11 protein-coding genes are annotated in these 12,161 nt (G+C 63.3%); 8 read left to right on the top strand and 3 right to left on the bottom strand.

The window, feature by feature from the left end:
* The first annotated feature begins 23 nt into the window (after window positions 1-23).
* A complete protein-coding gene (locus tag GTP58_RS08570; RefSeq protein WP_161077053.1) occupies window positions 24-1,400 on the top strand; it encodes a DUF2799 domain-containing protein in 1,377 nt (458 codons plus the stop codon).
* On the opposite strand, the gene GTP58_RS08565 is transcribed toward GTP58_RS08570, so the two are convergent.
* On the bottom strand, window positions 1,397-3,580 hold the full coding sequence (locus GTP58_RS08565; protein WP_161077052.1) for a TonB-dependent siderophore receptor: 2,184 nt from the start codon (window positions 3,578-3,580) through the stop codon (window positions 1,397-1,399). The genes GTP58_RS08570 and GTP58_RS08565 overlap by 4 nt on opposite strands.
* A 122-nt stretch (window positions 3,581-3,702) precedes the next feature.
* Between GTP58_RS08565 and GTP58_RS08560 the strand changes: the two genes are divergently transcribed.
* The 6 genes from GTP58_RS08560 to GTP58_RS08535 are packed head-to-tail and all read left to right on the top strand — an operon-like array spanning window position 3,703 to window position 8,291.
* Complete coding sequence (locus GTP58_RS08560) at window positions 3,703-4,848, top strand: PepSY domain-containing protein (protein WP_161077051.1); 1,146 nt, start codon at window positions 3,703-3,705, stop codon at window positions 4,846-4,848.
* On the top strand, window positions 4,845-5,027 hold the full coding sequence (locus GTP58_RS08555; protein WP_161077050.1) for a hypothetical protein: 183 nt from the start codon (window positions 4,845-4,847) through the stop codon (window positions 5,025-5,027). Before GTP58_RS08560 ends, GTP58_RS08555 begins: the two co-directional genes overlap by 4 nt.
* Before the next feature lie 51 nt (window positions 5,028-5,078).
* Entirely contained in the window at window positions 5,079-6,020 is a 942-nt protein-coding gene (locus GTP58_RS08550) for a phosphate acetyltransferase (protein ID WP_161077049.1), read from the top strand.
* A 4-nt stretch (window positions 6,021-6,024) separates the two neighbouring features.
* Window positions 6,025-7,218 carry an acetate/propionate family kinase gene (locus GTP58_RS08545; RefSeq protein ID WP_161077048.1) on the top strand — a complete coding sequence of 398 codons (1,194 nt, stop codon included), beginning with the start codon at window positions 6,025-6,027 and terminating at the stop codon, window positions 7,216-7,218.
* Window positions 7,215-7,991: an enoyl-ACP reductase FabI gene (fabI, locus tag GTP58_RS08540; RefSeq protein WP_161077047.1), complete on the top strand. Its 777-nt coding sequence runs from the start codon at window positions 7,215-7,217 to the stop codon at window positions 7,989-7,991. Before GTP58_RS08545 ends, fabI begins: the two co-directional genes overlap by 4 nt.
* 12 nt (window positions 7,992-8,003) lie before the next feature.
* Complete coding sequence (locus tag GTP58_RS08535) at window positions 8,004-8,291, top strand: RNA-binding protein (RefSeq protein ID WP_161077046.1); 288 nt, start codon at window positions 8,004-8,006, stop codon at window positions 8,289-8,291.
* Here the strand turns inward: GTP58_RS08535 and GTP58_RS08530 are convergent.
* Window positions 8,288-9,949: an FAD-dependent oxidoreductase gene (locus GTP58_RS08530; RefSeq protein WP_161077045.1), complete on the bottom strand. Its 1,662-nt coding sequence runs from the start codon at window positions 9,947-9,949 to the stop codon at window positions 8,288-8,290. The two genes, GTP58_RS08535 and GTP58_RS08530, sit on opposite strands and share 4 nt — an antisense overlap.
* An 82-nt stretch (window positions 9,950-10,031) precedes the next feature.
* Here GTP58_RS08530 and GTP58_RS08525 point away from each other — a divergent pair, with 82 nt between their 5' ends.
* Window positions 10,032-10,661, top strand: coding sequence for a DUF1080 domain-containing protein (locus GTP58_RS08525; protein WP_161077044.1), 630 nt, complete (start codon window positions 10,032-10,034; stop codon window positions 10,659-10,661).
* Here GTP58_RS08525 and GTP58_RS08520 read toward each other — a convergent pair.
* The gene (locus tag GTP58_RS08520; RefSeq protein ID WP_161077043.1) at window positions 10,645-12,150 is read right to left on the bottom strand and encodes an FAD-dependent monooxygenase; all 1,506 of its coding nucleotides are present in this window, start codon (window positions 12,148-12,150) and stop codon (window positions 10,645-10,647) included. The genes GTP58_RS08525 and GTP58_RS08520 overlap by 17 nt on opposite strands.
* Window positions 12,151-12,161 lie beyond the last annotated feature (11 nt).

The following is a 12,161-nucleotide window of genomic DNA, read 5'->3' as shown; positions in this document are numbered from 1 at the left end:
AAATTGGCATTATAATTCGGCGCATGAACACCACATTGCGCCTGATTCCCCTTTTACTGCTGCTGGCTGGCTGCAGCATGTCCAACGAGCAGTTGATCTCCGCCTGCAAAACCGATGACTGGGTCGCCATCGGCCAGAACGATGGCACCAAGGGCGAGCCGCCCAGCTTTGGAGAACGCAAGGAGTTTTGCGATGACCATGGCAACAAGGCCGGCGCCGCAGACGCCTCCGCGCGCTACACGGCCGGATGGGCACAAGGTAACTGGGACCTGTGGTATCGATTCGGCGGTGTCGATGGCACGGAGGGCAAGCTGGCGCGCTTCGACGCGCTGGCTGCCTCGGAAGACCTCCGTAAAAACAAGACGCCGCTAAACCGTCCGGCCTACGATGCCGGCTGGGCTGCCGGTAACTCGCTCTACTGGGAAAACACCGGCAAGCGCGATGGCACGGAAGGCAAGCCATCCTCGCAAAAGGAATTGAGCCGGAGCAGGGCGGCTGCCGCACAACTGCATTTTGACGAAGCGGCATATGCCAATGGCTGGCGCGCGGGCAACCGCACCTTCTGGACGGATGCCGGCAGCAACGACGCCAGCAACGGCCTTCCGGACAGCGAGTTCCGCAACCGCGCCGCCGCCGCGCGGAGCGCCGGCGTGGACATTCAGGAAGAATCCTATCGCGCCGCATGGAATGCGGAGATCATCAACTACTGGCGCAACCTAGGCACGCAGGACGCGACGAGCGGCAAGGAATTCGGCATGCGCAGCCGCGAGGCCAAACAAAAAGGCCTGAAGATCCATGAACAGGAATATCGCCAGGCCTGGGAGGCGCGCTTAAGCACTTACTGGCGCGACACCGGCGCGGCCGACGGCTATGGCCAGCCATTCCGCCTTGACGAACGCATGGCCAACGCCAGCCGCGATGGCGTGTTCGTGATTCCCGCCACGCGCGATGCCTACACCAACGCCTGGCGTCAGGAGAATGCGCGCTACTGCACGCCGGACAATGCCTTTGAACGCGGCCGTGCCAACACCGGCATGGCGGTGGAGGTCTGCGCGCCTGCGCTGCAAAGCCAGATGAAGCACGCTTACGTCAGCGGGCAGGATTATGAAATCACCGCGGCCAAGTACCGCCAGGCGGTGGATGAAGCGAATGAGCTGGCTGATCGCGTGCATGATGCGCGCAACCGCCTGGGAAGGCTGGAGCGCGAGATCCGCGCCAATCAGGAAGCCAAAGACCGGCCGGCCAACGAGGAAACCGCCAAGCAGGATCGCCGCCGCGAACAGGACCGCCGCGACCTGATCGATTATTTGCAGCGCATGGAGCGGCGCTGGGATGACGCCCGACATTGGGTCGAGCGTCATGATATGCAAATGCAGCGCCTGCGCCGCGAGATCTATTAGAACTCCACGCTCGCCGACACCGCCACGGTGCGCGGCGCGCCCAGAATCAGGTAGCCCGAACCTGGATAGCCACCGGCAGAAGCCCAGTAGCTCTTGCCGGTGACGTTATCCACGCGTGCGCGGAAGGTGACGTTGCGGTCCAGCACACGGGTAGCGTAGCTGGCGCCCAGGTCAAGACGGGTCCATGCCGGCAGTTCCTGCTGGTTGGCGCCATCGGCGTACTGCGACGAGGTGTACGTGGTGCGCGCATTCAGGTTCAGGCCACTCACGCCTGGCACATCCCATTCGGCGCCGATGTTCAGCTGCGTATCCGGCACGCCGATGACGTCATTGCCCTGATTCTTGCCGCCGTCAGTCACGCGCTGCTTGGCATCGAGCAGCGTCAGGCCGCCCAGCACGCGCAGGCCGCGCACCGGCACGCCATACACCGTCAGTTCGGCGCCCTGGTTGCGCTGTTCGCCAAACACGCCAAAGTGGCCGTTTTTCACGAAGGCCGATGGCTGCTTGGTGCTGAACAGGGCAGCGGTGGCGCCCAGCGTGCCGTGTTCGTATTTCACGCCCACTTCCTTTTGCTTCGATACGTAAGGCGCGAACATCTGGTTTTTATTGTCGACGTTCTGGGCGGGCGCCGTCGGGCCTTGTTGCAGGCCTTCGGCGTAATTGGCATACAGCGCCACGTCTTTCACCGGCTTGTAGACCACGGCGGCAACCGGCGTGACCTTGCTTTGGTCGTAATGCGCGTTGCGTTCCGAGGTGGTGTAGTCGAAGCCATCGGTCTTGATGGTCTGATGGCGCGCACCGATAGTCAGCAGGACTTTATCGTCCAGCATCGACAGCGTATCGGCGATGGCGTAGCTGCTCAGGATTGTTTTCACGGTCAGGTGCGGGTCGCTGAGCACACCGCCAACAAAGAAGTTGGCCGCAGGCGCCGTGACGTCAACCGGCTTGTAGATGTTGGTACTCAGGCCGCCAAATGCGCTGAAAGCGTAGGCGTTCTTCGACTCCAGCCAGTAGCTGGACGCGCTTGCGCTCAGCGTGTGGCCGATGCCGCCGGTACGCAGCTTGGTGCGTACGCCGATTTCGCCAGTCCGCACACTATCGCGGCGGGTATTGTCGAAGCGGTAGGAGGTGGCGCTGCCATCATTGTTGTTGACGGTCGGCTCGGCGAGGCTGTTGTCCTCGTTGCCGCTGCGGACACCGGCAGCGGCCCAGGCTACCGTATCCTTGCCCAGATCCCATTCGCCGCGCAGGGTGCCGAAGGTGTCGCGTTCGTTGGAGCGGGTCCAGTTCTGCGCCCAGGTGCTGCTGCCGTCCGGCGCCGGCAGCATGGCCACGCCTTCTAGCAGCGTCACGGCGGGACGCGGGTTTTTCAGCTTGTGATCCTGATAGCCGATATCGGCCGACAGGCGGAAGTCGCGCGCCTGGAAGTCCAGGCCAATCGAGGCCACGTTCAGTTCACGGTGTTCGCGGTCGACGCCAGTGTCGCCGTCGCGGCGCGCGGCGTTGACGCGGATGCCGGTATTGCCGTCGGCGCCGAAGCGGCGTGCGATATCAACGGCGGCATAACCCTGGCCGCCGGTTTCCACGCCCACGGTCACTTGCGTGAGCGGCTTGTTGCCGGCGCGTTTAGGCAGCAGGTTGATGGAGCCGCCGATGCCGCCACCGCCCGGCGCGGCGCCGTTGACAAAGGAGGTCGCACCGCGGAACACTTCCACGCGCTCCAGCAGTTCCGAGGCCACGAACTGGCGCGGCAGGATGCCGTACAAGCCGTTGTAGGCCAGATCGTCCGAACTGACCGCGAAGCCGCGGATCACATACAGTTCCTGAAAATTACCGAAGCCACGCGCCACGCGCACCGACGGATCGTTTTGCAGCACATCGGCGACGCTGCGCGCCTGCTGGTCCTGAATCAGCGCCGACGTGAAGTTCAAGGTGTTGAACGGCGTGTCCATCATGTCCACATTGCCCAGCATGCCCACACGGCCGCCACGCGCCACCTGGCCACCGGCGAAGTTCTTCGGCAGGCCGCCGGCCGACGCATCGGCGGAGGCGCTGACGACGACCGTCTGCACGTCATCGGCGCTGCCGGCCGCCGCTTGCGTTTGGGCGTGGGCGGTGGCGCTGGCCAGCAGCATGGCTGCCAGGGCGAAAGGGGACAATTTCAGGTTCAGGGTGTGCATGGCTTTTTAACTAATTAAATGAGATTGATTCTCAATTATAGCGTTGGAAACGTTTTTTTGCTGCTGAATGAGACTAATTTGCATTATCATTGGAGTCTGAATACCGTAATCTGGATGACAAAATGACACCAATCGCCGTCCGCCGCTGGGCATGGATACACAAGTGGAGCAGCCTGGTCTGCACCGTGTTCATGTTGCTGTTGTGCGTTACCGGCCTGCCGCTGATCTATCACCACGAGATCGATCACGCGCTTGGCAACGCCATCGAAGCGCCGCAGATGGCGGCCGGTACGCCGATGGCCAGCCTGGATAAGGTCATCGCGGCCGGCAAGGCGCTGTATCCGGACAAGATGGCCATGTATTTGTCGCAGGAGGCCGACGATCCGAAGATCTGGTTCCTGACCATGGGCGACAATCCGACCGACGAAAAATTCAAATCGATCGCCGTGGATGCGCGCACCGCCAAGGTGCTGGGCGAGCCCAGTTTCGAAGGCAGTTTTCTGGGCGTGATGTTCCACCTGCATGTGGATCTGTACGCAGGCCTGTGGGGCAAGCTGTTCCTCGGTTTGATGGGACTGCTGCTGGTGATGGCGATTATTTCCGGTGTCGTGCTGTACGCGCCGTTCATGCGCAAGCTGGATTTTGGCGAGGTGCGCCGCGAGCGTGGCCCGCGCGTCAAGTGGCTGGACCTGCACAATATGCTGGGCATCGTCACACTGACCTGGGCATTGGTGGTGGGCGCCACCGGCATGATTAATACCTGGGCTGACCTGCTGCTGAAGTATTGGCAGTACACCGAGATGGCGGAAATGGTCGCGCCATACAAAGGTCTGCCGCCGCCCACGCAGCTGGGATCGATGCAGCAATCGCTGGAGCACGCGGTCGCTGCGGAGCCGGGCATGAAGATCGGTTTTGTCGCCTTCCCAGGCACGCCGTTCACCAGCCCGCACCATTACGGCATCTTCATGCGGGGTAACGAGGCGTTGACGTCGCGCCTGTACAAGCCAGTGCTGATCGATGCCCAGACCACCCAGATTACCGACCGCCGCCAGCTGCCGTGGTACCTGACCGGCCTGCTGATTTCGCAGCCGCTGCACTTTGGCGACTACGGTGGCCCGTGGATGCAGTTCCTGTGGGCGGCGCTGGATGTCATCACCATCTTTGTGCTGGGCAGTGGCCTGTATCTCTGGCTGAAGCGGGGCGCACCGGCGCCCGCGCGCGCTGCAGCAGCGGCAGCCAAGGAAGAACAGCAGCAGGTGCCGGCATGAGCGGCTCGTTCCTGCGCATGTGGGCTGCCCCCATCGCGCTGTCCGTGCTGACCGTGATTGGACTGATGTCCGCACTGTTAGGCGATGGTATGTGGGACCATGTATCTGCTGTCGCGCTGGGTGTACCGGTGCTGCTATGTCTCTGGCTGGGCTTGCGGCGACGCACAAAAAGCGATTGATTTATTTGCATTTATTGTTATCATTCCCGTGCCGTCTACTGAGGAGATCGCATGGAAGCAACGCACCCGCATTACGATAAACTGATCGCTGCAGCGCGTCATGCCGGACCGGCCACGGTCGCTGTCGCGCACCCCTGTGACCGCAACGCGCTGGAAGGCGCGCTGGACGCGGCCAATATGGGCTTGATTAAACCCATCCTGGTTGGCCCTCAGAACCGTATACGCCAGGTCGCCGATGAAGCGCGGCTGGATATCTCCGCACTGCCCATCATCGATACCGAACACAGTCACGCCTCTGCCGCACGCGCCGTGCAGCTTGTGCACGAAGGCGCCGCGACCGCGCTGATGAAGGGTAGCCTGCATACCGATGAATTAATGGGCGCTGTCGTCGCCACCGCCACCGGCCTGCGCACCGCGCGCCGGCTCAGCCACTGCTTCGTGATGGATGTGCCAGGCCGTGCCGAACCGCTCATCATCACTGACGCTGCCGTCAACATCATTCCCACGCTGGTAGAGAAAGTCGACATCGTGCAGAACGCGATCGACCTGGCGCATGTGCTGCGTTTCGATCCCGTCAAGGTCGCCATCCTGGCGGCGGTGGAAACGGTCAGCGCCAAAATGCCATCCACCATCGATGCCGCCGCGCTGTGCAAGATGGCCGACCGTGGCCAGATCACGGGCGGTTTGCTGGACGGCCCGCTGGCGATGGATAACGCCATCAGCCCGGAAGCTGCCGCCATCAAGCATCTGGTCTCGCCAGTGGCGGGACGGGCCAATGTGCTGGTCGCGCCGGATCTGGAGGCGGGCAATATGCTGGCCAAGAGCCTGACCTTTATGGCCGGCGCCAGTGCGGCCGGCATCGTGCTGGGCGCGCGTGTACCGGTGATACTCACCAGCCGTGCCGATACTGTGCAGGCACGCCTGGCCTCGTGTGCGGTGGCTGTACTGGTGGCGCATAGCAAACTGTCTGGCGCGCGTATTCTCGGAGGCTGAACAGATGCAGGCCAATGACAGCATCATTGTGATTAATGCTGGTTCGTCCAGCATCAAGTTTTCCATGTACAGCGGTCCGGCGCTGGATCTGACGCTACGCGGCAAGATCGAGAACCTGTACAGCGGCGTGGCCCGTTTCATCGCCCAGAACGCGGATGGCAGCGTGGTCGGCGAGCGCGAATGGCGTGATGGCCCGCTCAACCACGAAGGCGGCATGCGCTTCCTGGTGGACTTCGCACAAACCCATCTCGATGGGCACCGCGTGATTGCGGTGGGCCACCGTATCGTGCATGGCGGCGTGGCGTACAGCGGCCCGCAGCGTCTGGATGCCGCGCTGGTCGATGAGCTGGAAAAGCTGGTGCCGCTGGCGCCACTGCATCTGCCGCACAATCTGGCGCCGGTGCGTTCGGTACTGGCGATGGCGCCGGATGTGCCGCAGATCGGCTGTTTTGATACCGCCTTCCACGTCGGCCAGCCGGCGGAGGCGCAGGAGTTTGCGCTGCCGGCCCGCATCACGGACCTTGGCGTGCGCCGCTACGGCTTCCACGGGCTGTCCTACGAGTACATCGCCAGCGTATTGCCCAAGGCAGAACCCCGGCTGGCGCAGGCGAAAGTCGTCGCTGCCCACCTCGGCAACGGCGCCAGCATGTGTGCGATGCAGTCCGGCCGCAGCATGGCCAGCACCATGGGTTTCACTGCGGTTGACGGACTGCCCATGGGCACGCGTTGCGGTGCGCTCGATCCGGGTGTGGTGCTGTATCTGATGCAGGAACTGGGCATGGATGTGGCGGCGGTACAGAAGCTGATGTACCAGGAATCCGGTCTGCTCGGCGTCTCCGGCATCTCGTCCGATATGCGTACGCTGGAACAGAGTGACGAGCCGCGCGCCAAGGCGGCGATTGCGCTTATGGTCTACCGCATCGGCCGCGAACTGGGTTCGCTGGCTGCGGCATTGGGCGGACTGGATGCGCTGGTGTTCTCGGGCGGCATCGGCGAAAACAGCGTAGCGCTGCGTTCCGCCGTCTGCAAGGATGCGGCCTGGCTGGGCGTGGCGCTGGACGAAGCTGCCAACGCCGCCAATCCACGCGGTGTCACGCGCGTCAGTGCGCCTGGCAGCAAGGTGGACGTCTGGGTAATCCCTGCCAATGAAGAATTGATGATTGCGCAGCACGCGCTGGAACTGGTGGAGGCTGGATGAGCACCGAAACCCTCTATCCCATCTTGACGGGCAAGCGCGCGCTGGTGGTTGGCGTCGCCAACGAACATTCGATCGCCTGGGGTTGCGCGCTGGCGTTCCGTAAGCTGGGCGCGGACGTGGTGCTCACCTATCTCAACGACAAGGCGCTGCCGTTTGTGGCGCCGCTGGCGCAGCAGATCGATGCGCAGTTGCTGCCGCTGGACGTGATGCAGCCTGGCCAGCTGGAGGCAGTGTTTGCCGCACTGGCAGAGCAGGGCAGGCTGGATATTCTGGTCCACTCCATCGCCTTCGCTGCCAAACAGGATCTGCAAGGCGGCTTGCTCGACTGTTCGCTGGACGGATTCCTGCAGGCGATGGACGTGTCCTGCCACTCCTTCATCCGCATGGCGAAACTGGCCGCGCCATTGATGACGGACGGTGGCAGCATGTTCGCCATGAGTTACCATGGCGCCGACAAGGTCATCCCGAACTACAACGTCATGGGACCGGTAAAGGCCGCGCTGGAAGCGGCATGCCGCTATCTGGCGTTTGAACTAGGACCGCACAATATCCGCGTGCACGCCATTTCACCGGGGCCGCTGCAAACCCGCGCGGCATCGGGACTGAAGGACTTCGATCATCTGCTTGCCGACGCCGTGGCGCGGGCGCCGCTCGGTGAGCTGGTCGATATCGTCGATGTGGGCAACACCTGCGCCTACCTGGCCTCGCCCTATGCCAAACGCCTGACGGGCAGCACGGTCTATGTGGACGGCGGCCTGAATATCATCGCTTGAGGAGAGTTGAAAATGCAAGTAATCTTGACCGGACTGCATGGCGACGCCTGTGAAGACAGCGTTGCACAAGGCCTGGCGCTGTATTTCCATGTCAAGCAAGTCAGCATGGTGAGGCAGGGCGATAACGATAGTCCGTGGGCGCTGATTGAAGTCGCGGATTCCTACGAACGTGTCTGGAGCGTTTGCAATCAGTTGCGCGGTGTCTTCCATCGCGGGAAGGCGATCCACCTGTATATCCCGCTGCATCAGGAAGACGTGTTCCACGATCTGGAGCCGCACCAGCGTATCGATATCGCCTAACGCTGACTGGCCAGGAAGCCGTGGATCTGCGATACCACGGCAGCGCCTTCGCCAACGGCGGCGGCCACGCGCTTGGTGGAGTTGGCGCGCACGTCGCCGATGGCAAACACGCCGGGAATGCTGGTCTCCAGCGCCGCGCGTTCCGCCTGCGCCGCGCCGGGCAAGTCGTAGCCGGTCAGGATAAAGCCTTTGTCATCGACCTGCACACCGCAGTCGCTGAGCCAGCCGGTGTTAGGGTCTGCGCCGATGAACAGGAACACGCGGCAGATATTGTAGTCTGCCTCGTCGCCGCTGCGATGGTGACGCACGCGGACCTGCTGCAGGCCTTCTTCTGCGCAGCCTTCCAGCGCCACGATTTCCGATTCCGTGTGCAGCTCGATGTTGGGCGTGGCGGCAATGCGGTCGATCAGATAGCTGGACATGGTGGACGCCAGGCTGTCCTTGCGGATCAGCATGTGCACTTTGGCGGCGTGGCCGGCCAGGTAGACGGCCGCCTGTCCCGCGGAGTTGCCGCCGCCGACCAGTATCACTTCCTCCGTCGCGCACAAGCCGGCTTCCAGCGGCGAGGCCCAGTAATACACGCCTTTGCCTTCAAACTGTTTGAGATTCGCGAGCGATGGACGGCGATAACGCGCGCCGCATGACAGCACCACGCTCCGCGCCTGCAGCCGCGTGAGACTGCCGCACATCTCGACCTGCAGCGGATAGGCGCCGCACAGCAGACGGCCCGCTGGCGCCGGTATCGCCATCTTCACGCCGAACTTCTGCGACTGCACAAACGCGCGGCCGGCCAGGGCGCCGCCCGAGATCCCCGTCGGGAAGCCAAGGTAGTTTTCGATGCGCGCGCTGGCTGCGGCCTGCCCGCCATAAGCGCGTGTTTCAAGCACCAGTACCGTCAAGCCTTCCGACGCCGCATAGACGGCGGTGGCCAGACCGGCTGGGCCGGCGCCAACGACAATCACGTCCCAGACCTGGTCCGGGCTGAGTTCCGGCAGCGTGCCCAGGCAGCGGCCAAGGTCCACAATGCTGGGATTCTTTTTGACGTCGCCATTGGGGCAGACGGCCAAAGGCCAGTCCTGGGTTTCGGGCTGATAGCGTTCGCACAGGGCGCGCGCCTGCTCATCGCTGCGCGGGTCCAGCACGCGGTGCGGCAGGCCGTTACTCGACAACCATCCCTGCAAGCTATGCATGCGCGCATGGCCGGGCGTTGCGACCAGCACCAGACCGCCATCCTTGTTATCGATCTGTTCGACGCGGCGCAGGATAAAGGCGCGGACGATGCGTTCCCCCAGCTCCGCCTCGGCGATCAGCAGCGCGCGCAAGGATTCCGTGGTCAGGACCAGCGCTTCCACGTCGCCGACAGCATGGCCGTTGACCAGCGTGGGCGCGCCGGAGAGCTGACTGATTTCGCCAGCGAATTCGCCAGCGCCATGTTCGGCGATCACCGAGGTATTCCCCAGACCGTCGTGCCGGCTGATGCGGATGGCGCCTTGCATCACCACGTACATGCCAAAACTGGTCAGGCCCGCGTCGAACAGGCATTGGCCATCACGGAAGGCGACCAGCGTGCCGAAACGCTGGATGCGCTTGATCTCCGTGGGCGTCAGCTTGGGCAGCGCCTGCGCGGTGCGGGTCTTGAAGGTGTCGTAGATAGCCATAAGCTGTAGTCTAGCGCTATTTTTCTGCTGTCCGCCAGATTCTAAAGTGAGATACTTGCAGATGTTTAGCGGAGGAGACACAGTGAACAAGTTGTTAAGTGCAGTGATATTCAGCCTGTCCGCGCAGACGGCGGGTGCAGCCGATTTATTCAATGGCCGCGATTTCAGCGGCTGGGAATTGCAGACCACACCCGCAGCCGCGATCGAGGACGCCTTCCGCATGCTGCCGGATGGCGTGATCGCCTCCACGGGCAAACCGTCGGGCTTTCTGGCCACCCGGCAGACCTACGGCAATTACAGGCTGCACGTGGAATGGCGCTGGAGCGGCAAGCCTGGCAACGGTGGCGTGCTGCTGCACATCAGTCCTGGTACTTTTGACCGCGTCTGGCCCGTCAGCCTGCAAGTGCAAACCAAGAATGGCAATGCCGGTGACCTGCTGCCTATGGCGGCCGCCAGTTTTGACGAGACGCTGACCAGCAAGCCGGGCGCCGAGCCACGCATCAAAGCCCATACGGCGGCGGACAGCGAAAAACCGGTCGGCGAATGGAATGCCTGCGATATCCTCAGCCGCGACGGCGTGGTGGAGGTGACGCTGAATGGCGTGCCGCAAAACCGGGTGTCGCATGCGATACCGGCATCCGGCCGCATCGGCTTTCAGCTCGAAGGCACGCCATATGAGCTGCGCAACGTGATGCTTACGCCGCTGGACTGAACCAGCGGGCTAGGGCTTGCGGCAGCCCGTCATGGCCCGTCGTCTCGTCGGTGGCCCAGGCCACGGTGCCGTCGGGGCGCACCAGCAGGGCGCTGATACCCAGCGATTCCCTGACACGAGCGGCGACGTATTCAACACGTTCGCCGTAAGCGGCGGCACAGGCCTGGCGCGCGGCGTCCCCGGTGAAGTCCAGCAGCAGTGCGCGGCCGCCGTGCATCAAGTCGCCGACCCGAGTGCCGTCCTCATATTCAAAGTTGGGCACACTGAGGCCGGCCAGTGGATGGCCAGCGCACAGATCGTAGCGCGTGAAGATGCCCCATACGCGCGCCGCGAAGTAGGTGGCGCCGTCGCGCGTCCCAACCAGGTCGCGGAAGATGGCATGCAATGCCTGTCCTTCCGGTCCCGGGCGCATGGCAGCCACCTGGGCGCGTGACCAGTCCAGCACTTGTGCGCCGACGGGATGGCGTTCGTCATGGTAGCTATCGAGCAGGCCATCGGGCACCCTGTCATGGATGGTGGCAGCCAGTTTCCAGCCCAGATTCATCGCATCACCCAGTCCCAGATTGAGCCCCTGGCCGCCCAGCGGTGAATGAATATGGGCCGCGTCGCCCGCCAGCAGGATGCGGCGGTTACGGTAGCTGCCGGCCTGGCGGGCGCGGTCGGTCCAGGTGGTGGCGGTGTGCACCGCGCTGAGTGTCACGTCGGTGCCGGAGATGCGGCGCAGGACTGATTGCAGGTGTGCCAGCGTGATGGGTTCTTCGCTGTTGTGGAACGCGCCGCCGTCGAAATCCTGCATGGCCAGGTAGCCAGGCTGGGACTGGAAGTACATCCCGCGCGGCGTCATGGTGCGGCCCGGACTGAGTTTTTCCGGATCGGCGATATCGACGCGCGTGGTGTAACCCGTGAACTCTGGCTCCGTACCGGCAAAATCAAACCCGGCGAGCTTGCGCACCATGCTGCGTGCGCCATCGCAGCCGACCAGCCACCGGCCCTGGAACGACTGGCTGTTTGCCTGAACCGAAACCGCATCTGCGCTCTGCTGGCACTCCGTGATGGCGTGGCCGCGCAGGATGTGCACGCCCAGGGTGCTGGCGCGGCGCGCCAGTACCGACTCCAGTTCCTGCATCTCCGCCAGCAGATTGGTGGGCGTGGAGCTGGGCAGGCGATAAGGCCATTGTGCCGTATCGATGTCGGGGTACTGAAATGCGATGCCGGCAAAGTGCCCGGCCTGCACCGATTTGTTATCGCCGAACGGATTCTTGAGCCGCCGGGGCACTTCGAGCTGCTCCAGCAGGCCACGGCGGTCGAGCGCTTCCACGCTCAGGGACGACAGTCCGCGTGTGCCGAACGGCAGTTGCTTCAACAAGGAATCCGGTTGCTCCGCCTTTTCCAGGACCAGCACCGAGCATTCTGCCAACGCCAGCTCGCAAGCCAGAAACAGGCCGACAGGGCCGGCGCCGCAGATCATCACGTCATAGGTAGTATTCATGCAGCCAGTCT

The organism is Duganella sp. CY15W (genome assembly GCF_009857555.1).
Lineage (GTDB): Bacteria > Pseudomonadota > Gammaproteobacteria > Burkholderiales > Burkholderiaceae_D > Rugamonas > Rugamonas sacchari.
Note: the sequence above shows the minus strand (reverse complement) of the source record. Positions and strands in the feature narration are given on the sequence as shown.